This window comes from Streptomyces sp. XM4193, assembly GCF_023072595.1.
GTDB lineage: Bacteria > Actinomycetota > Actinomycetes > Streptomycetales > Streptomycetaceae > Streptomyces.
The window spans coordinates 893859-915654 of record NZ_JALLGK010000002.1; the positions used below are offsets into that span (position 1 = coordinate 893859).

24 protein-coding genes and 1 rRNA gene are annotated in these 21796 nt (G+C 71.5%); 18 read left to right on the forward strand and 7 right to left on the reverse strand.

Annotated features, from left to right (window positions below; all coding sequences use genetic code 11):
- Positions 1–139: 139 nt before the first annotated feature.
- Entirely contained in the window at positions 140–844 is a 705-nt protein-coding gene (fabG, locus tag MTQ01_RS11085; protein WP_211038883.1) for a 3-oxoacyl-[acyl-carrier-protein] reductase, read from the forward strand.
- Between the two features lie 2 nt (positions 845–846).
- On the forward strand, positions 847–1626 hold the full coding sequence (gene fabI / locus MTQ01_RS11090; protein WP_247489070.1) for an enoyl-ACP reductase FabI: 780 nt from the start codon (positions 847–849) through the stop codon (positions 1624–1626).
- Between the two features lie 286 nt (positions 1627–1912).
- Here fabI and MTQ01_RS11095 read toward each other — a convergent pair whose 3' ends face one another.
- Entirely contained in the window at positions 1913–2596 is a 684-nt protein-coding gene (locus tag MTQ01_RS11095) for a FadR/GntR family transcriptional regulator (RefSeq protein WP_247489071.1), read from the reverse strand.
- Between the two features lie 76 nt (positions 2597–2672).
- Here MTQ01_RS11095 and MTQ01_RS11100 point away from each other — a divergent pair, with 76 nt between their 5' ends.
- From MTQ01_RS11100 to MTQ01_RS11110, 4 genes are all read left to right on the forward strand, one after another.
- Positions 2673–4115 (forward strand): MFS transporter, encoded by a 1443-nt coding sequence (locus MTQ01_RS11100; protein ID WP_247489072.1) that lies wholly within the window; start codon positions 2673–2675, stop codon positions 4113–4115.
- A 16-nt stretch (positions 4116–4131) separates the two neighbouring features.
- Positions 4132–4248, forward strand: a complete 117-nt coding sequence (locus tag MTQ01_RS24935) for an SGM_5486 family transporter-associated protein (protein ID WP_282613422.1) — start codon at positions 4132–4134, stop codon at positions 4246–4248.
- 198 nt (positions 4249–4446) lie between these two features.
- Positions 4447–4653 (forward strand): hypothetical protein, encoded by a 207-nt coding sequence (locus MTQ01_RS11105; protein WP_247489073.1) that lies wholly within the window; start codon positions 4447–4449, stop codon positions 4651–4653.
- A gap of 109 nt (positions 4654–4762) precedes the next feature.
- On the forward strand, positions 4763–5281 hold the full coding sequence (locus MTQ01_RS11110) for a histidine phosphatase family protein (protein ID WP_247489074.1): 519 nt from the start codon (positions 4763–4765) through the stop codon (positions 5279–5281).
- Positions 5282–5450: 169 nt separating this feature from the next.
- On the opposite strand, the gene serB is transcribed toward MTQ01_RS11110, so the two are convergent.
- Positions 5451–6701, reverse strand: coding sequence for a phosphoserine phosphatase SerB (gene serB, locus MTQ01_RS11115; protein WP_247489075.1), 1251 nt, complete (start codon positions 6699–6701; stop codon positions 5451–5453).
- Positions 6702–7137: 436 nt separating this feature from the next.
- Between serB and MTQ01_RS11120 the strand changes: the two genes are divergently transcribed.
- The gene (locus tag MTQ01_RS11120) at positions 7138–9846 is read left to right on the forward strand and encodes an FHA domain-containing protein (protein WP_247489077.1); all 2709 of its coding nucleotides are present in this window, start codon (positions 7138–7140) and stop codon (positions 9844–9846) included.
- Between the two features lie 122 nt (positions 9847–9968).
- Here the strand turns inward: MTQ01_RS11120 and MTQ01_RS11125 are convergent, their stop codons facing one another.
- Complete coding sequence (locus MTQ01_RS11125; protein WP_247489079.1) at positions 9969–10451, reverse strand: transglycosylase SLT domain-containing protein; 483 nt, start codon at positions 10449–10451, stop codon at positions 9969–9971.
- A 395-nt stretch (positions 10452–10846) separates the two neighbouring features.
- On the opposite strand from MTQ01_RS11125, the gene MTQ01_RS11130 reads away from it, so the two are divergent.
- The 4 genes from MTQ01_RS11130 (at position 10847) to MTQ01_RS11145 (ending at position 13717) form a co-directional block, all read left to right on the forward strand.
- Entirely contained in the window at positions 10847–12010 is a 1164-nt protein-coding gene (locus MTQ01_RS11130; RefSeq protein WP_247489081.1) for a GAF domain-containing sensor histidine kinase, read from the forward strand.
- Positions 12003–12644 carry a response regulator transcription factor gene (locus tag MTQ01_RS11135; RefSeq protein ID WP_247489083.1) on the forward strand — a complete coding sequence of 214 codons (642 nt, stop codon included), beginning with the start codon at positions 12003–12005 and terminating at the stop codon, positions 12642–12644. The genes MTQ01_RS11130 and MTQ01_RS11135 overlap by 8 nt, the downstream gene beginning before the upstream one ends.
- A gap of 367 nt (positions 12645–13011) precedes the next feature.
- Positions 13012–13257: a chaplin gene (locus tag MTQ01_RS11140; RefSeq protein WP_247489085.1), complete on the forward strand. Its 246-nt coding sequence runs from the start codon at positions 13012–13014 to the stop codon at positions 13255–13257.
- A 220-nt stretch (positions 13258–13477) separates the two neighbouring features.
- On the forward strand, positions 13478–13717 hold the full coding sequence (locus tag MTQ01_RS11145; RefSeq protein WP_211041485.1) for a chaplin: 240 nt from the start codon (positions 13478–13480) through the stop codon (positions 13715–13717).
- A 267-nt stretch (positions 13718–13984) separates the two neighbouring features.
- Here the strand turns inward: MTQ01_RS11145 and MTQ01_RS11150 are convergent, their stop codons facing one another.
- Positions 13985–14773, reverse strand: a complete 789-nt coding sequence (locus MTQ01_RS11150; RefSeq protein WP_247489087.1) for a hypothetical protein — start codon at positions 14771–14773, stop codon at positions 13985–13987.
- Between the two features lie 116 nt (positions 14774–14889).
- Between MTQ01_RS11150 and MTQ01_RS11155 the strand changes: the two genes are divergently transcribed.
- The 3 genes from MTQ01_RS11155 to MTQ01_RS11165 all read left to right on the forward strand — a co-directional run bounded on the left by MTQ01_RS11155 (position 14890) and on the right by MTQ01_RS11165 (position 17308).
- Complete coding sequence (locus tag MTQ01_RS11155; RefSeq protein WP_247489088.1) at positions 14890–15681, forward strand: ABC transporter ATP-binding protein; 792 nt, start codon at positions 14890–14892, stop codon at positions 15679–15681.
- 159 nt (positions 15682–15840) lie between these two features.
- The gene (locus MTQ01_RS11160) at positions 15841–16260 is read left to right on the forward strand and encodes an NfeD family protein (RefSeq protein WP_247489090.1); all 420 of its coding nucleotides are present in this window, start codon (positions 15841–15843) and stop codon (positions 16258–16260) included.
- A gap of 106 nt (positions 16261–16366) precedes the next feature.
- Positions 16367–17308, forward strand: a complete 942-nt coding sequence (locus MTQ01_RS11165) for an SPFH domain-containing protein (protein ID WP_247489091.1) — start codon at positions 16367–16369, stop codon at positions 17306–17308.
- Between the two features lie 109 nt (positions 17309–17417).
- Here the strand turns inward: MTQ01_RS11165 and MTQ01_RS11170 are convergent, their stop codons facing one another.
- On the reverse strand, positions 17418–17927 hold the full coding sequence (locus MTQ01_RS11170) for an HNH endonuclease (protein ID WP_247489093.1): 510 nt from the start codon (positions 17925–17927) through the stop codon (positions 17418–17420).
- Positions 17928–18179: 252 nt separating this feature from the next.
- The gene (locus MTQ01_RS11175; RefSeq protein ID WP_247489094.1) at positions 18180–18710 is read right to left on the reverse strand and encodes a YbhB/YbcL family Raf kinase inhibitor-like protein; all 531 of its coding nucleotides are present in this window, start codon (positions 18708–18710) and stop codon (positions 18180–18182) included.
- Between the two features lie 78 nt (positions 18711–18788).
- Between MTQ01_RS11175 and MTQ01_RS11180 the strand changes: the two genes are divergently transcribed.
- Together MTQ01_RS11180 and MTQ01_RS11185 are read left to right on the forward strand one after the other, a co-directional pair.
- A complete protein-coding gene (locus tag MTQ01_RS11180) occupies positions 18789–19199 on the forward strand; it encodes a ribonuclease domain-containing protein (RefSeq protein WP_247489096.1) in 411 nt (136 codons plus the stop codon).
- Positions 19196–19681, forward strand: a complete 486-nt coding sequence (locus tag MTQ01_RS11185; RefSeq protein ID WP_247489097.1) for a barstar family protein — start codon at positions 19196–19198, stop codon at positions 19679–19681. Before MTQ01_RS11180 ends, MTQ01_RS11185 begins: the two co-directional genes overlap by 4 nt.
- A 56-nt stretch (positions 19682–19737) precedes the next feature.
- On the opposite strand, the gene MTQ01_RS11190 is transcribed toward MTQ01_RS11185, so the two are convergent.
- Positions 19738–20520, reverse strand: a complete 783-nt coding sequence (locus MTQ01_RS11190; RefSeq protein WP_247489099.1) for a sporulation protein — start codon at positions 20518–20520, stop codon at positions 19738–19740.
- A 36-nt stretch (positions 20521–20556) separates the two neighbouring features.
- Between MTQ01_RS11190 and MTQ01_RS11195 the strand changes: the two genes are divergently transcribed.
- The gene (locus MTQ01_RS11195; RefSeq protein WP_247489102.1) at positions 20557–21204 is read left to right on the forward strand and encodes a DNA-3-methyladenine glycosylase; all 648 of its coding nucleotides are present in this window, start codon (positions 20557–20559) and stop codon (positions 21202–21204) included.
- 478 nt (positions 21205–21682) lie between these two features.
- Positions 21683–21796: ribosomal RNA gene (locus MTQ01_RS11200) — 16S ribosomal RNA — on the forward strand; the annotation flags it as partial.

Consider the following 21796-nt stretch of genomic DNA (forward strand, 5'->3'; position numbering starts at 1 on the left):
GCATCCGGCCCGGTAGTTTGCGGAGTGCAGGTGTACGCGGTCCGGGGCCCGGCCCCGACGGCGGCGCCCGTTCTGTGCGACCACGACAGAACGTACGACAGAACCGTACGACAGAACTACGACAGAGAAGGTGTCTCTCTTGAGCCGCTCCGTACTAGTCACGGGAGGCAACCGCGGCATCGGTCTCGCCATCGCGCGGGCCTTCGCCGACGCGGGGGACCGGGTGGCCATCACCTATCGGTCCGGCGAACCGCCCGAGGGCTTCCTGGCCGTCCGCTGCGACATCACCGACCAGGAGCAGGTGGAGCAGGCGTTCAAGACGATCGAGGAGGAGCAGGGCGCGGTCCAGGTCCTGATCGCCAACGCCGGCGTCACCCGCGACCAGTTGCTGCTGCGGATGTCCGAGGAGGACTTCACCTCGGTCCTGGAGACCAACCTCACCGGCACCTTCCGCGTGGTCAAGCGTGCGACGCGTCCCATGCTGCGGGCCCGCAGCGGACGTGTCGTGCTGATCTCCTCCGTCGTCGGCCTGCTGGGCTCCGCGGGGCAGGCCAACTACGCGGCCTCCAAGGCGGGTCTGGTCGGGTTCGCGCGTTCGATCGCCCGTGAGCTCGGCTCGCGCAACATCACCTGCAACGTCCTCGCGCCCGGTTTCGTCGACACCGACATGACCCGTGCGCTGAGCGACGAGCAGCGCGAGAAGATCGTCGGCCAGGTGCCGCTCGGCCGCTACGCGCAGCCCGACGAAATCGCCGCCACCGCGCGGTTCCTGGCATCGGAGGATGCCGCATACGTCACCGGAGCCGTCATCCCTGTCGACGGCGGATTGGGCATGGGGCACTGATCATGAGCGGACTTCTCGCAGGCAAGCGCATTCTGGTCACCGGAGTGCTGACCGACTCCTCGATTGCCTTCCACGCGGCGCGGCTCGCCCAGGAGGAGGGCGCCGAGGTCGTGTTGACCGGCTTCGGGCGGCTCAGCCTGGTGCAGCGCATCGCCAAGCGCCTTCCGAAGGAGGCGCCCGTCCTGGAGCTCGACGTCCAGAACAAGGAGCACCTCGACACCCTGTGCGACCGGGTCGCCGAACAGCTCGGCGAGGGAGTGGGCCTGGACGGGGTCGTGCACTCGATCGCCTTCGCCCCGCAGGACGCCCTCGGCGGCAACTTCCTCAACACCGAGTGGGACTCGGTGGCCACCGCGGTGGAGGTCTCGGCCTACTCGCTCAAGTCCGTGACCACGGCGGTGCTTCCGCTGCTGGAGAAGCGCGGCGGATCGGTCGTCGGCATGGACTTCGACGCCCAGTTCGCCTGGCCGAAGTACGACTGGATGGGCGTGGCCAAGGCCGCACTGGAGTCGACCTCCCGCTACCTGGCCCGCGACCTCGGCCACAAGGACATCCGCTGCAACCTGATCTCCGCCGGACCGATCAAGTCCATGGCGGCGAAGTCCATTCCGGGCTTCGAGGACCTCGCGGACGTGTGGAACCACCGCGCGCCCATCGGCTGGGACCTCGCCGACCCGGAGCCGGCCGCACGCGGCGTGGTCGCGCTGCTGTCGGACTGGTTCCCCAAGACCACCGGCGAGATCGTCCACGTCGACGGCGGCGTGCACATGATGGGTGCCTGAGCCGGCGCCCCGCTGACACTCCGTCGCCCCGCGACTCCCGGGCCCCGGGCCCGAGTCGTCCGGTGCCGGTCACCCCGGCATCCGCCGGGCGGCGACGCCACCCGCAGACCGACGCCCGTACCGTGCTCCGCCGCACGGTACGGGCGTCGTCGCGTTCCGTACGGGCCGCGTACCGCCGGGGTACGAGCCGCCGCCGGGGCCGCCCGGGCCGCGCACCGCGAGGGCACGCACCGCCCTGCCGCCGCACCGTCGTCGCCCGGTGCCGCGCCCGCCGGGGCCGCCAGGGCTACCGGCGCTTGCGGCGCACGTTCCGGCAGCCGCCGGCGTACGAGCCCGCCTCCCGCGCCGCTGCCTCCGCGTCCTGTCGGCGGATCGCCTCGACCATCGCGGCGTGCTCGATGTAGCGCTCCTCCCGCAGCTCCTCGCCGACGTCGAACCGCAGGAAGTCGCGCAGCACGTCGCCGAGGTCGGCGTGCAGGGCCGTGAGCACCTCGTTGTGGGAGGCCTGGACGATGGCCAGGTGCAGGGTGGCGTCGGCCTCCACGAAACGTCCCACCTCGCCCGATTCCCAGGCGAGTTCACGGCGTTCCAGCAGCAGGTCGAGCTGGACCAGGTCGGCGTCGGTGCGTCGGTGGGCCGCCAGTCGGGCGCCCTCGGCCTCCAGCGCCGAGCGCAGCTCCGCGATGTGCTGCGGGTCGGCCTCGGCGAAGCGGCGCTGCATCACCCCGGCCAGCTCGCTGGTGGCGACGACGAAGGTGCCGGCGCCCTGCCGGATGTCGAGCAGCCCGTTGTGGGCGAGCGCCCGGATCGCCTCGCGCACCGTGTTGCGTGCCACACCCAGCTGTTCCACGAGCTCGGGCTCGGTGGGGATGCGGCTGCCCACCGGCCAGGCGCCCGAGACGATCTGCTGGCGTACCGCGTCGATGACCTGGTCGGAGAGCGCGGAGCGGCGTGGGGTGTTCAGCGACATCGGGTTCCTCGGTCGGGCGTCGGTGATGGGTGGGACCGTTGGCCCTTATTCATCCCATCATTCTATGATGGACCGCATGGGTAAGGACGAACGGATCGCACTACAGCACACGGCCGACGGCGGCTCGACCACTTTCGGCAGCGGTACGGCCCCGTCCGCCCCTCCCACCGCGGCCGTCGACACCACCGGCCACCTCGACACCACCGCGACCGAAACCGCGACCGAAACCGTGACCGGAGAGGCCGGCACCACCGACGCTCCCCGCGAAGTCCCGGGCGGTCGGCAGCCCGGGGGGCCCGTGCGCTCGGCGCTCGCCTCGCGCGGCACGCGGGTGCTGGTCGCCGTGGGACTGGTCCTGGTCGCGCTCAACCTGCGTCCGGCAGTCTCCGGACTGGGGCCGCTGCTGGAGGAGGTCCGCACCGGCCTCGGCCTCAGCGGCGCGGTCCTCGGGGTGCTCACCTCGGTGCCGGCGCTGTGCTTCGCCGTCTTCGGCAGCCTCGCCCCGCGGCTGGCCCGCCGATTCGGGCCGCTCGTCGTCGTGGTCGCCGCCATGGGCGCGCTCGCGGCCGGGCTGGCCCTGCGCGCGTTGGCCGGCGGAACCGCCGTCTTCCTGCTCACGACCGCGCTGGCGCTCGCCGGTATCGCGGTCGGCAACGTACTGATGCCCGTCGTGGTCAAGCGCTGGTTCCCCGACCGGGTCGGCACCATGACCGGGCTGTACTCCACCGCGCTGGCCGTCGGCACCTCGGGCGCCGCCGCGCTGACGGTGCCGCTCACCCAGGCGGTGGGCGGCAGTTGGCGCTTCGGGCTCGGGGTGTGGGCGCTGCTCGCGCTGGTGGCGATGCTGCCGTTCGGCGCGGTGCTGCTGCTCCGGCGCCGCAGGGAGGCCGCGGCGACCGGCGGCGCGGCCGTCGCCCCGCCGGGCGCACCCGCGCCGGCGTTCCGGATGAGCCGTTCCGCCACCGCCTGGGCGCTCGGCGTCTTCTTCGGCCTGCAGGCCACCGGCGCGTACGTGGTGATCGGTTGGCTGGCGCAGATCTACCGCGACTCGGGGCTGTCCGCGAGCACCGCGGGCGCGCTGATGGCCGTCGCCATGGGCGTGAGCATCCCGCTCTCCTTCGTGCTGCCCCGGGTGGCCGCGGCGCTCAGCCACCAGGGACCGCTCGCCGCCGTACTGGCGCTGTGCGGTCTGGGCGGATACACCGGTCTGATCCTTGCCCCGACGTCGGCCCCCGTGCTGTGGGCGCTGCTGCTCGGCGTCTCCAACTGCGCGTTCCCGCTGGTGCTGACCATGATCGGCATGCGGTCCCGGACGGGCGTCGGGGTGGCGAAGCTGTCGGCCTTCGTGCAGAGCACGGGCTATCTGATCGCCATTCCCGGCCCGCTCCTGGTGGGCGTGCTCCACGACGCCTCCGGCAGCTGGAACCCGCCGCTGCTGATGATGTGCGGGCTGCTCGTGGTGCAGCTCGCCGTCGGGGTCCTCGCCGGTCGGCACCGCTTCGTGGAGGACGGCGGCTGAGTGAGACACTGGCGTCATGCCCGTACTCGAACCGAACCCCCGAGATGGCCAGAAGAAGCTGCTGCTGGTCTTCGGCGCCATGATCGGCATCTCCGTGGTGATCGGTGTGATCGCCACCATCGCCTCGCCCTGAGCGCACCGGGGCGACCGGCGTCGCGCAGGCTGCGACCTGCGGATCGCGGGGCCGTGGTGGTGCCTGCCCCCGCACCCCTAGGGGGAGTTGCTCAGGGTGGGATGGGTGGTTGACCGGATGGGAAGTCGTCGCCGGGCGCCGTAGCGTCGAAGCAACGTCACAACGACGGTGACGACGAAGCCACGGAGGCGAGCGACGATGACCGGCCGTGCCCGACCGAACACCTCCCGCCCACTCGCTCCCCGCGCCTCCTCCCTGCCCTGGTGGGCCCTGGCCCTCCCGGTGCTGGCGTTCGTCGCACTGCTGACGCTGCCCTCGCTCGGTACGCCCGCGCCCTCGGAGGTCTCCTCGGGGCGGGTGCTCAGCGAGCTGGTGGCGCGGGTGCAGCAGACCTTCGGCGGCTGACCGCCCGTGCCCGCGGCGACGCCGAGGCCCCTTCTGCGGCTGCGCATACGCGTCAAGTGAGTCCCCAACTCCCCGGGCTGTGCGCGCCATTTCGTGCGAAGCTGGAGGCATGAGCGTCGATGTGTCCCGCAGAATCGTTCTACTCCGCCACGCCAAAGCCGACTGGCCCGACGGCGCCGACCACGACCGTCCGCTCGCCGAGAGAGGCCGCAAGGACGCCCCGGTCGCCGGGGACTGGCTCGCCGCCCGGCGGATCAACTTCGACCTGACTCTCTGCTCCACCGCTGTACGCACCCGCGAGACCTGGAAGCTCGTGGTCTCCCGCCTGGAGCACCGGCCGAAGACCGTCTACGAGGACCGACTGTACGAAGCCTCGCCCGGCGAGATCATCGCCGTCCTCAACGAGCTGCCCGAGGACTGCACCGAGCTTCTGGTCGTCGGCCACAACCCCGGCATCCAGGGCGTGGCCGAGGTGCTCACCGGAGAGGCGGAGCCCGCGGCGGCCGGCCACATGGAGCGGCTGGGCTTCCCGACCTCCGCGGTCGCCGTGCTCGCCTTCGCCGGCGACTGGAAGGCGCTCCAGCCCGGCTCGGCCAGGCTCACCGAGCACTGGGCGCCGCACGAGTAACCGCGGCCAGGGCAGGACCAGGAGCGTCAACGCCGTTTCGGCACAGATGAGTTGAGCCGTACCCCGGGGTGCGGTCGCGGTGCGTGCACCGTGGCCGCACCCTTCGAGCGTCGGGGCGCCGACGGCCGGCGCGCGGGCCCGTACGCCTCGCGGGGCCGGGTGCGCCGGCTCAGTCCCGGATGTCGGCGGCCTCGACCTCGTCACGGGTGATGCCCAGCAGGTAGAGCACGGTGTCCAGGAACGGCACGTTCACCGCGGTGTGCGCGGCCTCGCGGACCAGCGGCTTGGCGTTGAACGCCACCCCGAGGCCGGCGGCGTTGAGCATGTCCAGATCGTTGGCGCCGTCGCCGATCGCCACGGTCTGCTCCAGCGGTACGCCGGCCTGCTCGGCGAACCTGCGCAGCAGCCGGGCCTTGCCGGCGCGGTCCACGATCTCGCCGGTGACCCGACCGGTCAGCCGGCCGTCGACGATCTCCAGGGTGTTGGCGGAGGCGAAGTCCAGGCCGAGGCGCTCCTGGAGGTCGTCGGTGACCTGGGTGAAGCCGCCCGACACCACTCCGACCTGGTAACCCAGCCGCTTGAGCGTACGGACCAGGGTGCGCGCGCCCGGAGTGAGCCGCACCTCGGAGCGGACCTTCTCGACCACCGAGGCGTCCAGGCCTTTCAGCAGCGCCACCCGGGCGTGCAGGGACTGCTCGAAGTCCAGCTCGCCGCGCATCGCCGCCTCGGTGACGCCCGCCACCTCCGCCTCGCAGCCCGCGTGCGCGGCGAAGAGCTCGATCACCTCGTCCTGGATGAGCGTGGAGTCCACGTCCATCACCACCAGCCGCTGGGCGCGACGCTGGAGCCCGGAGGAGACCACCGCGACGTCCACCCGCTTCGCGGCGGCCTTGGTGGCGAGCGCGGTGCGCAGGGTGGCGGTGTCGGCGCCCGAGACGTCGAACTCCACTGCGGTGACGGGGTACTTGGCCAGCCGGAAGATGCGGTCGATGTTGCCGCCGGTGCCGGTGATGGCCGCCGTGATGGCGGCCGTGGACTCGGCCGAGAGCGGGTGGCCGAGCATCGTCACATGTGAACGGCCGGTGCCTCGCGGGCTGTTGTCGCCGTGCCCGGAGATGATCTCCGCCTGGAGCTTCAGCGAGTCGGCCCAACTGTGCACGGTGGCCCGCAACTCGCCCTCGGTGGCGCCGTCCGCCTCCCCGGTGGGCGCGGTGACCAGCGCGCACAGCGTTATCCGGCCACGTGTGACGACCTGCTCGATGTCGATGACGTCCAGCCCGTACGCGGCCAGGGTGTCGAAGAGTCCGGCGGTGATGCCGGGGCGGTCCCTGCCGAAGATCTTGACCAGCAGGGTGGGGGCGTCCTCGTCGGTCGAGTCGGTGACCGCGGGCGTGATGTGCGATGCGTGCGATGCGCTCATGGTGATCCCCACGGTATCGGGAGTGGGACGGGTCCGTACGCGCGTCCGTATCCCGGTCGACGGATGGTCACCGGCTGTTCGCCCGCTGTCCGTCGACCGGCGGCGGGCGGTGGGGCTCCGCGCGCACCGGCGGCCGGCGGGGGACGAGGACGCCCCGGCGGGGGAGCGCGGTGCCGGACGGACGGAGATTCGGCTCGTCCGGCGTACGGGGGCGTACGGACCGGCGGAGCGTACCGGCGGAGTGCGCCGGGGGAGTGACCCGCGTCGAATGCCGCTTTCGAGATGCTTTGTCGAGGGCAAGTTCGGGCGGCATGTCTCCGGACGGTGGCAGTTCCACGGCCCGACTTCCGATAAACAGGTCGAGCCTGGAATAGTTCCCCACGATGTTCGCCATCCCAAGACCCCCTGGACCGGGGGTAGCTCGGGGGACCAATTTGTGGGGCGTGGAGTGCCGGAACTCGTACTGGAACTGAACGGTCGGACCTGGACGTTGGACCCGTCCAGGTCGTACACCCTGGGCCGTGATCCGCAGGGTGACCTCGTGATCGACGACGCTCGCGTCTCCTGGCGGCACGCGGCCGTCCGGTGGGGCGGTCAGGGCTGGATCGTCGAGGACGTGGGCAGCACCAACGGGACCTTCAGCCATGGCCATCGCGTCCAGCACGTGGACGTGGGGCCCGGTTCGGTGGTCAACCTCGGCAACGCGACGGACGGGCCGCGGCTGACCTTCAGCGGTTCGCCCGCGATGTCGCCGCAGACGGCGGCCCAGGGTGCGCCCGCGCCCGCCGCGCCGCAGCAGGCAGCCCAGCAGCAGGCAGCGCAGCAGGGCTGGCAGCAGTCCCCGCAGATGCAGCAGCAGGGGTATCAGCAGCCGCCGCAGCAGGGCCACCAGCCACAGGGACACCAGTCGCCGCAGGGAGGCTGGCCGCAGCAGCAGGGCGGGCCGGCGGCGCCGGTGCAGGGGTACCAGCAGGCCGCGCCGCAGAGCGCGCCTCCGCAGCAGCGCCAGCCGGAGCAGGCGCAGCAGTACCCGGGCCAGTCGGGTCAGCAGGGCGGGCCGGGGCAGCAGGCGCAGGGACGCCCGCAGGCGCAGGGACGCCCGCAGGCGCAGGGGGCGCCCGCGTCGGGCGGGGGCGACCGCAGCCCGACCACCTTCCACCAGCTGGCGCTCGGCCGGGTGATGCGCATCGGCCGTGCCCTGGAGAACGAGCTGGTCGTCTCCGACCTCCAGGTATCGCGGTTGCACGCGGAGTTCCTGGCGAGCCCCGACGGCCGCTACGAGATCCACGACCTCGGCAGCCACAACGGCACCTACGTCAACGGCCGGCAGCTGCCCAAGAACGGCCGCCAGCAGCTGGGCCCCAGCGACATCGTCGGCGTCGGCCACTCGACGTTCCGACTCGTCGGCGACCGCCTCGAGGAGTTCGTCGACACCGGTGAGGTCTCCTTCGCCGCCCGCCATCTGACCGTCCAGGTCGACGGCGGCAAGACGATCCTCAACGACGTCTCCTTCGGCGTGCCCGAGAAGTCCGTCATTGCGGTGATCGGCCCGTCCGGCTCCGGCAAGTCCACGCTGCTCAAGGCGCTCACCGGCTACCGGCCCGCCAACCAGGGCGAAGTGCTCTACGACAACCGGAACCTCTACCTGCAGTTCGCCGAGCTGCGGCACCGCATCGGGCTCGTTCCGCAGGACGACATCCTGCACACCGCGCTCAAGGTGCGCACCGCGCTGCGGTACGCCGCCAAGCTCCGCTTCCCCGGGGACGTCGCCGACGCCGAGCGCAACCAGCGCGTGGAGGAGGTCCTGGCCGAGCTGAAGCTCGACATCCACGCCGACAAGCGCATCCACTCGCTCTCCGGCGGCCAGCGCAAGCGGGTGTCGGTGGCGCTGGAGCTGCTGACCAAGCCGTCCCTGATCTTCCTGGACGAGCCGACCTCGGGCCTGGACCCGGGCATGGACCGCGACGTGATGCAGCTGCTGCGCGGACTGGCCGACGACGGCCGCACCGTGCTGGTCGTCACCCACTCCGTCGCCGAACTCCAGCTGTGCGACAAGCTGTTGGTGATGGCGCCGGGCGGCGGCGTGGCCTACTTCGGCCCGCCCGAGGAAGCCCTGAACTTCTTCGGCTACGACACCTGGGCCGACGTCTTCTCGGCCTTCGAGAACTACCGCGACTACGACTGGATGGGCCGCTGGCGCGGCTCGGAGCACTACCAGCTGTACGCCGCCGACATCGACGCCGTCGCCCCGCAGCCGGTCAACTGGCAGCAGCAGCAGACCAGACTGCAGAAACCCCAGAGCTGGGGCTCCCAGCTGTGGACGCTGATGCGGCGCTACTGCTCGGTGATCGCCTCCGACCGCGGCTTCATCGGACTGATGTTCATCCTGCCCGCGGTGCTCGGCATCGTGAGCGTGGTGATCCCCTCCGACCACGGGCTGGGCCTGGGCGCGGAGCCCACCTTCACCAACCGGGACGCGAGCACCATCCTGCTGATCCTGGTGGTCGGCATGTGCTTCTCGGCGGCGGCCAACTCCGTGCGGGAACTCATCAAGGAACGGGTGATCTACGAGCGCGAACGCGCGACCGGCCTCTCCCGGTCCGCGTATCTGATGTCGAAGGTCATCGTGCTTGGAATGATCACCGCGCTCCAGGGCGTGATCATCTGCGCGATCGGCTTCCTGCCGCGCAAGATGCCCGAGGAGGGCCTGCTCTTCGCGGACACCCCCGCGATCGAGATGACGCTGGTGGTCATCGCGCTCGGCATGGCCTCCATGATGGTCGGCCTGATCATCTCCTCGCTGGTGAAGACCTCCGAGAAGACGATGCCGCTGCTGGTGATGTTCGCGATCGTGCAGGTCGTCTTCACCGGTGTGCTCTTCCAGATCTACGACAAGCCCGGCATCGAGCAGTTCGCCTGGCTGATGCCCTCGCGCTGGGCCGTCGCCGGTATGGGCAACACCGTCCAGCTGAACGTCCTGCTGCCGTGGAACCCCAAGGACCCCGACGACTACGACGGGCTCTGGCAGAACGAACTCGGCACCTGGTTCCTGAACATGGGCGTGCTGCTGGGGATGACGGTCCTGTGCGGCTTCGTCGTCGCCCGCTTCCTGCGTCGGCACGAGCCCGAGGTCATGCGCAAGTAACGGCCGGCTCCTCCGGGTGCGTCCGGAGCACGGTCACCACGGCGGCGGCGCCCCTCGCCAGGGGCACCGCCGCCGTTCGTGCGTCCTCGGGGTGTGCGCCTCGGGGGTGTGCGCCTCGGGCCTCAGGGCTGGTCGTGCTGCTTCCACACGTCCCAGGCCGCGCAGGTGCTGCCGTACCGCTCGTCCAGCCACTGCACGGCCCACCGGGCCTGCGTCGCCGGGTCGGTGCGCCAGTCGGAACCGGCGTCGGCCGTCCCGTCCTCCGGGTCGGCCTGCAGGAGGCCGTACGCGTCGCTCTGCGGATCCTGGGCGGTGTGGTCCCAGTCGCTCTCCTGCTCGACGATCCGCGAGAAGCACTCGTACTGGCGGTCGCCCCCGGTGGCCTCCCGTGCCGCCTGCTGGGCGTCGGCGACCACACTGCGGTCCACCGTGTCCTGCGCCGCGAGCGGCTGCGCGTGCGCGTGCCCGGACAGGCCGGAGAGGGCGAGCGTCGCCGCGCCGATGGTCGCGGCGCCCGCCACGACGACCCGGCGGCCGGTGGAGCAGTTGGAGAGCCTCGACTCGGCGCGGCCCGCGAGGCGGTCGAGTCCTGAGCGCACGGACATGGCGGTGCTCACCTTCCGGAAGAGTCGCGCAGACGCCCTGCGCTCCCGATATGGGTAACAAGTCATGGCGAAACGGACAAAGGTGGTTGCTACTAACCGGCTTCGTCCTCGGCCGCCCGAAGAGGCGCGACAACACGGCGTACGGCCTCCCGGAGCCGTCGCGCCCGGCCCTCGCCGCCGAAGCGCCTTCGTAGGTGACCCGCGTCTCGTGCGCGGAGTCACTCCGGGGCTCGCCCCCGGCCGTCCCGCCACGACCGTTTCGTTTCTGTCGCCCGGCCGCCGTCCCAAGACCGTCGCCCGGCCGCTGCCCTGCCGCCGTCCTAGGACCATCGACCAGTCGCCGAACCGGCCCTGCGGCCGATCCGCGCGCGGAGGGCCGCCGGTACCGTGAGCCCATGCTCACCACCGGGTTGGCGGCCGTCAGCACCGCCATCCTCGCCATGAACCGCCAGCTTCAGGTGCGCGAGGTGCTCCAGACGATCGTTCGCTCCGCCAGGGAGCTGCTGGACGCCGAGTACGCGGCGCTGGGCGTGCCCGACGACCGCGGCGGTTTCGCCCAGTTCGTCGTCGACGGCGTCAGCGACGAGCAGTGGAGGGCCATCGGCCCGCTGCCGCGCCAGCACGGCATCCTCGCGGCGATGCTGCAGGAGGCCACCCCGCAGCGACTGGCCGACGTGCGCCGGGACCCGCGGTTCGGCGGATGGCCGCAGGCCCACCCGGAGCTGACCGACTTCCTCGGCATGCCGGTCGTCGACGGGGAGGAGGTGCTGGGCGCGCTCTTCCTGTCCAACAAGCGCCGTCCCGGGGCCGACGACGAGCGCGCGGTCGCACCCGAGGACGTGTCCGCCTTCACCGAGGAGGACGAGGCGCTGCTCGGCCTGCTCGCCGAACACGCCGCCATCGCCCTGTCCAACGCCCGGCTCCACGAACGGGGGCGGGAGCTGACCATCGCCGCCGAGCGGACCCGGATCGCCCACGAGCTCCACGACGCCGTCGCCCAGAAGCTCTTCTCCCTGCGCCTCACCTCGCAGGCCGCCGCCGCCCTGGTGCACCGCGACCCCGAACGGGCCAGGGCCGAGCTCCACGAGGTGGCCGCCCTGGCAGCCGAAGCCGCCGACGAACTCCGCGCCGCCGTCGTCGAGTTGCGCCCCGCCGCGCTGGAGGACGACGGTCTCGTCGCGGCCCTGCGCGCGCACGTACAGGTGCTGCACCGCGCCCACGCCGCGACCGTGACCTTCACCGCCCACGGCGTACGGGTGCTGCCCTCGCCCCAGGAGGAGGCGGTGCTGCGCGTCGCCCAGGAGGCGCTGCACAACGCGCTGCGGCACGCCGACGCCGACCGGGTCGAGGTGGCGCTGGACCGCACCGCCGCGGGCGGCGCCCGTCTCGCGGTCACCGACAACGGCTGCGGCTTCGACCCCGGCGAGGTGCGCAGAGCCGGCCGTCATCTGGGCCTGGTCTCCATGAACGACCGCGCCGCCGGTGTCGGCGGCACCCTCACCGTCTCGTCCGCACCCGGGCGTGGCACGTCGATCGAGCTGGAGATGCCCGGTGGCTGACCGGATCCGCGTACTGCTGGTCGACGACCACCAGGTCGTACGGCGAGGTCTGCGCACCTTCCTGGAGGTCCAGGAGGACATCGAGGTGGTCGGCGAGGCGGCGGACGGCGCGCAGGCCGTCGCGCTCGCGCAGGAGTTGCGCCCCGCCGTGGTCCTGATGGACGTCAAGATGCCCGGGACGGACGGCATCCAGGCACTGCGGGAGCTGCGCCGGTCGGAGAACCCGGCCCGGGTGCTGGTGGTCACCAGTTTCACCGAACAGCGCACCGTCGTTCCGGCGCTGCGAGCGGGCGCGGCCGGCTACGTCTACAAGGACATCGACCCGGACGCGCTCGCCGGCGCCATCCGCTCGGTGCACGCCGGCCACGTGCTGCTCCAACCCGAGGTCGCCGACGCCCTGTTGACCCAGGAGAGCCCCGCCGCCGGGCAGGGGAGGCCGGGCACGCTGACCGACCGCGAGCGCGAGGTGCTCGGGCTGATCGCCGACGGACGGTCCAACCGGGACATCGCCCGCCACCTCGTCCTCTCGGAGAAGACGGTCAAGACCCATGTCTCGAACATCCTCATGAAGCTCGACCTCGCGGACCGGACGCAGGCCGCACTGTGGGCCGTTCGGCACGGCATCGGCGACTGACACCCCGCCCGCGCCCACTCCCGCGCCCGGCCCCGCGCTGCTCCGTGCACCGGCCCCGGGCCGTCCGCGAGCCGGGCGGCCCGCGGGCGGCCCGTACCTGCTCAGCAGCTGCTCCGCGCCTGTTCGGCGACCGTCCGAAGCGTGGCCGGCGGCAGTTCCGCGCCCGGCCCGAGCCGGTCAACACCGGTCCACCGGCCGCCCGCTGACAGATCCCGACGCCGCTGGCAAGACCCCCTGCTGGGCGATCTCGCGAATCACTCTCTCGGGTGGTTGGGCGGGACAGCGCGCACCCTGCCGGGGCGCACCGCCGTTCTCCATGGCGTGCTGCGGCGAACTCGCCGCGGCAACCGCTAGGAGGGTTGAGAAAGTGAAGAACCTGAAGAAGGCCGCTGCCATCACGATGGCGGCCGGTGGCTTCGTTGCCGCCACCGCCGGTGCCGCTTCCGCGACCGGTGGCGCGCTCGCCGAGGGCCAGGCCGTGCACTCGCCCGGCGTCGTCTCCGGCAACGTCATCCAGGTTCCGGTGAGCGTCCCGGTGAACGTCTGCGGCAACACCGTGAACGTCATCGCTCTGCTGAACCCGACCTTCGGCAACACCTGCATCAACAAGTGACCTCGAGCGGCGTCACGGCGCCGCTCACCCCGAGGGCCGTCACCGCACGAGCCCCGGGGAGGCCCGGACGACAAATCCGTTGCCGGGTGCGGCAGTTGCTCCGAACGAGCGTATCTGCCGCAGAACACCGCACCAGACCGTGTCTCTCTCCGACCAGCCGCGTTGCCCAGCGTGTGACTCCGCGGTCGGAGTCACGGTCCGTCACCAGGAGGAACATCTCATGAACGCAGCCACGAAGGCCGCCGTCGTTCTCGCCGCTGCCGGCGCCGCTGTCGGCGGTGCCGCCGGTACCGCTCTCGCCGACTCCGGCGCCCAGGGCAAGGCCGCGCACTCGCCCGGCGTCATCTCCGGCAACGTGATCCAGGTTCCGGTGCACGTCCCGGTGAACGTCTGCGGCAACACCATCAACGTCATCGGCGTTCTGAACCCGGCGTTCGGCAACACCTGCATCAACGACTGAGCCAGGTCCACCAGGACAGGCTGAGCGTCTGAAGCAACGAGGGCCCCCGCCCGGTGCGGGGGCCCTCGGCATGTCCGGACCCGGCGCGCGCGAACCCGGAGCAGTGTTCGCCGCAGCGCGCCGGCCGCCCCTGCGCCGGCCGCCCCTGCTCCGGCCGACCCCGCGTTGGCCGACCCGCGGCGCCGGTGCCTGCCGCCCCGCCGCCCCGGGTGCTCCCGAAAGCCCGGGCGCCGCGCCGTGTGCCGCCGCCCAAAGCCCGGCCGCACCTCAGGAGTTGCGCCGCTCCCACTCCTCCGCGTACGCGTTGTACGCCGCCACCTGGGCCCGCCGCGCGACCCGCTCCACCGGACGCAGCAGCTCGCCGCGCGCCGCCATCTCGGAAGCACTCACCGCCCCGCCGTGCTCGGGCTCGCGGGCGATGGCCACCACCGCGGCCACCCGCTGAGCCAGCTCCAGCACCCGGACCGCCCGCGGCGGATACCCGGGCGCCAGCAGCTGCCGGCCCGCCTCCGCCCGTGCCTGGTACGCCTCGAGCGCCGCACGCGCGACCGGTCCCGAGCCCGCTACGTCCAGCCGCGTCAGCGCAGCGGTGGCATCGCGCAGGGCGTCCGCCAGCTCCCGTTCCGCCTCGCCCAGACTCGGCACGTCGGCCGGCGGGGCCTCCCGCACCTCGGCGCACTCCCAGCGCACCTCCACGCGGCGGTCCCCCTCGGGGCCCGCGGAATCGACCCGCGGCACCAGTCCGAGCCGCGCGCCGCAGACGAGCACGGCCTCGCCCGCCTCCAGCGCCCGGGAGTTGAAGTCGGGAGGGCCGGTGAGGCCCAGCGGGTGTCCGGGCACCGGAAGCGCGACCCGCAGTCCGGTCGCGCCGAGCGACCGCAACCGTCCCAGGGCCAACGTCAGCCCCACCGGGCCCTCTTCGCCCGGCAGGTTGCCGACACGGTGCACGGCATCGTCCGCGACGGCCTCCAGGGCCGCTTCGTCGGGCGAGACCGCGCCTGCGTACAGTGCGTTCCCCCAGGCGGCCAGGCGCCCGGACCGAGGTTCTTCGAGCATCCCACCACCATAGGTACAAGCCTGCGGAACCGGACGCCGGTCCGGTGACGTAGGTTTGCAGGGGACCGTGCCCACAGGTGCGGGCAAACGCGAGTCAATTGGGAGACAGCGCGGACATGAGCGATGTACTGGAACTGGTGGACGTATCCGTGGTCCGCGGGGGGCGCGCTCTGGTGGAGGACGTCTCCTGGTCGGTCAAGGAGGGCGAGCGCTGGGTGATCCTCGGCCCCAACGGCGCCGGGAAGACGACCCTGCTCAACGTCGCCTCCAGCTACCTCTTCCCGAGCGCGGGGACGGTCTCCATCCTCAGCGAGCGGCTCGGTGCGGTCGACGTCTTCGAGCTCCGCCCGCGCATCGGCATCTCCTCCAGCGCGCTGACCGACAAGCTCCCGCGCAGCCAGACCGTGCTCCAGACCGTGCTCACCGCCGCCTACGGCATGACCGCCGGCTGGCAGGAGTCCTACGACACGATCGACGAGGACCGTGCCAGGGCGTTCCTCGACCGGCTCGGGATGAGCGACTACCTGGACCGCAAGTTCGGCACCCTCTCCGAGGGCGAGCGCAAGCGCACCCAGATCGCCCGCGCGATGATGGCCGACCCCGAGATGCTGCTGCTCGACGAGCCCGCCGCCGGTCTGGACCTCGGCGGGCGCGAGGACCTGGTGCGTCGCCTCGGCCGGCTGGCCCGCGACCCGTACGCGCCCTCGATGCTGATGGTCACGCACCACGTCGAGGAGATCCCGCCGGGCTTCACCCACGTCCTGATGATCCGGCAGGGCAAGGTGCTCACCGCCGGCCCGCTGGAGACCGAGATGACGTCCTCGAACCTCTCCCGCTGCTTCGGGTTGCCGCTCGTCGTCGAGCAGCGCGGCGACCGTTGGACCGCGAGCGGGCTTCCGCTGAGCTGACCCGCCCGAACCCAGCCCGAATCCCGCCTGAACCCAGCCGAATCCCGCCGGTTCCCCGCCGCCACCCGGTCGCGAGAGCGTCGTCGGCGGCCGGGGTCGGCTGATTCCCGTCCCCGAGGCGCCCTGTTCCGGACCCCCGGGCGCCCGTACGATGGGGTGGTGGATGAATGGGTGTGGTGGCTGGTGGCCGCCGTAGGGCTCGGCATCCCGCTCGTGCTGACGGCCATGCCGGAGTTCGGCATGCTGGCCATCGGTGCGGCGGCGGGTGCGATCACCGCTGCGCTGGGCGGAGGCCCCGTGGCGCAGGTGGTGGTCTTCGCGCTGGTCTCGACCGCGTTGATCGTGGTGGTCCGGCCGGTGGCGAGGCGGATGCGCGCCGAGCGGCCGGAGTTGGCCAGTGGTGTCGACGCCCTCAAGGGGCAGCGCGCCGTGGTGCTCGAGCGCGTGGACGACCACGGCGGCCGGGTCAAGATCGGCGGGGAGATCTGGTCCGCCAGAGCTCTCGAGGGGGACACCTACGAGCCGGGCAGCCGGGTCGACGTCGTCGAGATCGACGGAGCCACCGCCATCGTGATGTGATGGCTCCCGACAACCGCACAGTTACTGGTCGTACACGACGGCGCGGCCCAACCAGGCCTGCCGCAGCGCGACTTCAGTCCCGCAAACAAGAGTCCAGGGGGACGCGATGGATGCAGTCATCATCGTCTTGATCATCCTGGTGGTGCTGGTATTCATCGCACTCATCAAGACGATCCAGGTCATTCCGCAGGCCAGCGCCGCCATCGTCGAACGCTTCGGCCGCTACACCCGCACTCTCAACGCGGGTCTGAACATCGTGGTGCCGTTCATCGACACCATCCGCAACCGGATCGACCTCCGCGAGCAGGTCGTCCCGTTCCCGCCGCAGCCCGTGATCACCCAGGACAACCTGGTGGTCAACATCGACACGGTGATCTACTACCAGGTCACCGACGCGAGGGCCGCGACGTACGAGGTCGCAAGTTACATCCAGGCCATTGAGCAGCTCACCGTCACCACCCTGCGCAACATCATCGGTGGCATGGACCTGGAGCGGACGCTCACCTCGCGCGAGGAGATCAACGCCGCGCTGCGCGGCGTGCTCGACGAGGCCACCGGCAAGTGGGGCATCCGCGTCAACCGCGTCGAGCTGAAGGCCATCGAGCCGCCGACCTCCATCCAGGACTCGATGGAGAAGCAGATGCGCGCCGACCGTGACAAGCGCGCCGCGATCCTCCAGGCCGAGGGTGTACGGCAGTCGGAGATCCTTCAGGCCGAGGGCCACAAGCAGTCCGAGATCCTGCGCGCCGAGGGTGACGCCAAGGCCGCGGCACTGCGCGCCGAGGGTGAGGCCCAGGCGATCCGTACGGTCTTCGAGTCCATCCACGCAGGAGACCCCGACCAGAAGCTGCTCTCCTACCAGTACCTCCAGATGCTGCCGAAGATCGCCGAGGGCGACGCCAACAAGCTCTGGATCGTCCCCAGCGAGATCGGCGACGCGCTCAAGGGTCTCGGCGGCGCGCTGGACGGCTTCACCGGCCACGGTGGCGGCGGGGGCGGCGAGTCCAGGAGCGTGCGCCCGCCGACCGAGCGTCCCGCCATCGACTGACCGACACACCACCGCGCCCCGCGGGCCCCGCCCGCACCGCGCCCGTGCTCCGCAACGGAACGGGGCCGGCCCGCCGCTCCTCCGCGGCGGGCCGGCCCCGTTCTCGTCGCTAGGCGGCGCTCGGCATCGGCAGCCACTCCGGCAGCGTCGTACCGTCCCGGAGGTTCAGCGCCAGCAGCAGGGCGTCCGCCGGGGTCGGCTCGAACGGCTGGGCCAGCAGCCGCATCCCCGCCTGCACCGGAGTGCGGTCGGCCTTGCGGTGGTTGTCCGCGGCGCAGGAGGCCACGGTGTTCAGCCAACTGTCCCCGCCACCGCGGGACTTGGGCACGATGTGGTCCACCGTGGTCGCCCGGCGTCCGCAGTACGCGCACCGATGACGGTCGCGCACCAGTACGCCCCGGCGCGACCACGGCGCCCGTTGTCGGAACGGGACCTTCACGAACCTGCGGAGTCTGATCACCTGCGGCACCGGCAGTTCGACCTGTGCCGCACGGACCTTCAGCCCGGGATGCGACTGCTCGACAACAGCCTTCTCCTGCATGACGAGCACCACCGCCCGCCGCAGCGCGACAGTCGACAGCGGCTCGAAGCTTGCGTTGAGTACGAGCGTCTCGCGCATCCCGTCCACCTCCCCGTGAGACCCGCCGCCGTGGCGGGTGGCACCACTGTGCCGGTGCCCACTGGTGGGGACAACGCAATTTCCCCGCGGTGTACGGCGGATGGACGGTCGGGGTACACCGCCGTGTGCGACGGACGGGGACGCGCGTCTGCGACGGACGGGGGCGCGTGTGTGCGCCCCGGTGCGTGTGCGCAGCGGGCGCGCGCCGGCCGGGTCCGCGCGAACGCCCCGCCCGCGCGGCCCGACTCCCGTCTACTCGCCGGGGATCTCGTACTCCGCGATCAGCTGTGCGCGGCCGATCGCCTTGAAGCGCAGGTTGAAGCCGACCACCGCCGGGGTCGCGTCGGCGTCCGGTCCGAGCCGGTCCTCGCCGACTGCGTAGACCGTGAACACGTACCGGTGCGGGCCGTCGCCGGGGGGCGGTGCCGCGCCGCCGAAGTCCGCGGTGCCGTAGTCGTTGCGCACCTGCACGGCCCCCTCGGGCAGCCCTGCGAAGGAGCCGGAACCCGCCCCGGCGGGCAGCTCGTTGACCTCCGCCGGGATGTCGATCACGGACCAGTGCCAGAACCCGCTGCCGGTGGGCGCGTCCGGGTCGAAGCAGGTCACCGCGTAGCTCTTCGTCCCCTCGGGAGCGCCCTCCCAGCGCAGCTGTGGCGAGGTGTTGCCCTCCGCGTACACCTGGGCGTCGGCCAGCCGGCCGTCCCGGACGTCCGTACTGGTCACCGTGAAGTCCGCGACGGGCGGGTGGAACGCGTGCGGAAGCGGTCGCCGCTGCTCGGTCACGTGGAACCTCCTGTTCGGGAATGCTCTTCCCGGCCAGCCTAACCAGGCGCCCGGCGGCTGCCCTGCGATCATGGTCGGGTGCTGCGAAGAATTCTGGTCGCCCTGCTGGCCGCGGTCGCACTGCTGTCGGCCGGCTGCATCGGGAACGAGAGCCGGGGCGGGACACCCGACGCCAACTCCTCGCTCCCCAGCCCCGGTTGGGCCGAGGGCCTGACCGTCATCACCTCCGCGAAACTCCCCGAACAGGCGCGCACCACGCTGCGACTGATCGACGAGGGCGGGCCGTTCCCGTACGAGAAGGACGGCAGCGTCTTCGGCAACCACGAGGGCCTGCTGCCGAAACAGGACCGCGGCCACTACCGCGAGTACACCGTGCCCACGCCGGGCGAGCGGGACCGCGGCGCCCGCCGTATCGTCGCGGGCGCCGACCGGGAGCGCTACTACACCAGTGACCACTACGAGTCGTTCAAGGCGGTGGTGACCCCGTGACCGGTTCCGCACCCGAGCTGTCCGTCCGGGAGCTGCCGCGGCTGTTCGACGGTTCGCTGCCGCCGGGCGTCTACCGCCTGCGGGCCGAGCCCGACGCCGCGGAGACCGCCGACCTGCCGGCGCGTGCCTCGACCGTCGGCTGGCACCCGGCGCTGCTGGAACTCACCGGTGTGCGCGGGAAGTCCGAGTTCCTCGACCGCTGCGCCGCCGCGCTCGACCTGCCCGGGTGGTTCGGCCGCAACTGGGACGCGCTCGCCGACTGCCTGACGGACCTCTCCTGGTGGGGCGAGCCGGCCGGTCACCTCCTCGTGGCGACCGGCTGGCGCGGGTTCGAGACCGCCTCCCCGGCCGACGCCGCCACCGCGGAGGAGATCCTCGCGGCGGCGGCTGCCTACTGGTCGGCCCGCTCCATCCCGTTCACCGCGCTGCTCGTCCAGGGACTGCCGCCCGGATCCTCGCCGGCACCGGACGTCCAGCCCTGAGCCGGCAGGACCCGTACGGCAGCCCCGTCACACGGCGAGCGTGCGCAGCGCCGTGCTCAGAACCACTTGCGCTGGCCGCCCACCTCCGCGAGCCAGTGGTTGAGGTACGCGGTCCAGTCGGTCTGCTGGAACTGAGCGAGGTCGACCTGGAAGCAGCGGTAGGCGTCGCTGCCCGAGCTGAACACCCCGGGTCGCTTGTCCATCTCCAGCACCACGTCCATGGTCTGACCGTCGGCGACGAAGGAGAGCTCCACCTCCTTGAGCCCGCGGTACCTCTCCGGCGCGCTGAACTCGATCTCCTGGTAGAAGGGCAGCTGCTGCCGCGTCCCGTGGATTCGGCCCTTCTCCAGGTCCGCGCTCTTGAAGCGGAATCCCAGCGACCCGAAGGCGTCGAGCAGCGCCTGCTGCGCCGGCAGCGGGTGCACCGCGATCGGATCGAGGTCCGTCGAGTCGATCGCCCGCGCGATGTCCAACTGTGTGGTGACGCCGACGCGTACGCCCGCGAGCGGCTGGCCCAGGACCGTGGTCACCGGGGTCTCCCACGGGATGGAGAGCGAGAAGGGGACCGTGTGGGCCGCGCCGGGCGCCAACTCGAAGGCCCCACCCAGTGGTTGACCGTGGAAGGAGATGTCCTCCCGGCGCTCGCCGTCCGCCGTCTCCACCTCGACCCGTGCCTGCAGACCCACGGACAGACCCTGGACCTGCTGGGCGACGGACCCGCCCTCGATCCGTATCTCGCCGTGCACCACCCCACCGGGAAGTACGTTCGGCTCGGCGAGGACGGTCTCGACCGAGGCACCCCCGATACCCAGACTCGCGAACAGCTTCTTGATGGCCATGCTCCACTCCCCGAGACTCGACTACGCTTGAGCGACATGTTCGTCGGCCGTGACCGTACTGCGCTCCCCAGGTCCTTCTTCGACCGGCCTGTGCTGGACGTCGCCCCGGAGCTGCTGGGCAAGCACCTCCTGCGGACCACCGAGCAGGGGCCGATGGTCCTGCGCATCACCGAGGTCGAGGCGTACAACGGCAGTAGGGACCCCGGCTCGCACGCCTACCGGGGCCGCACCGAGCGCAACGCCTCGATGTTCGGTCCGCCCGGCCACGCCTACGTCTACTTCACCTACGGCATGTGGCACTGCCTCAACCTGGTCTGCGGCGAGGAAGGCGTCGCGAGCGGGCTGCTGCTGCGCGGGGGCGAGGTCCTGGAGGGCACGGAGCAGGCGCGCTCCAACCGGCCGAAGGCCAGGAACGACCACGAGTTGGCCAAGGGCCCGGCCCGGCTGGCGACCGCTCTCTCGGTGGACCGCAGGTTGAACGGAACGGACGTGTGTCCCTCAAGCACCCCTGCGCCCCTGCTCGCCCAGGACGGCGACCCGGTGCCGGCCCGGCGAATCCGCAGGGGCCCGCGCACCGGCGTCGGGGGAGAGGGAGCCGCCCGCCCGTGGCGCTTCTGGATCGACGGCGATCCGACGGTCAGCCCGTACCGACCGCATCAGCCGCGCAAACGACGCACTCGCTGACGGATTCCGGCCCGAGCTTGACTCGCGCACCGCGGAACCCCTAACGTAGTCCGAGTCGCTGAAAACGGCGGGTGCTTCGAGACCTCTCTGGGTCCGGCGAAGCCGCCAAGATCGCGACAAACCTCTACTACCGACCTTCACAGGGTCCTGCTTCGGCATGTCCGCAGCATTTCCCGCAGAACTCGATTATGAGTTTGGCGGGAGGATCGGTAAAGTAGAGAACACCGAAGGGAAGCCCGGAGGAAAGCCCGAGAGATTGGGTGAATACAAAGGAAGCGTCCGTTCCTTGAGAACTCAACAGTGTGCCAAAAGTCAACGCCAGATATGTTGATACCCCGTCCCCGCATCATGTGGGAGACGTGGTTCTTTTGAGAGATACACAGCGAGGACGCTGTGAACCGGTCGGGTATTTCCGCTCGTGCCGGTTCCGCTCTTGTGACTGTGCCATCGGATGGATTTGTTCTGTCTGGTGAAAGCATTCATGGAGAGTTTGATCCTGGCTCAGGACGAACGCTGGCGGCGTGCTTAACACATGCAAGTCGAACGATGAAGCCGCTTCGGTGGTGGATTAGTGGCGAACGGGTGAGTAACA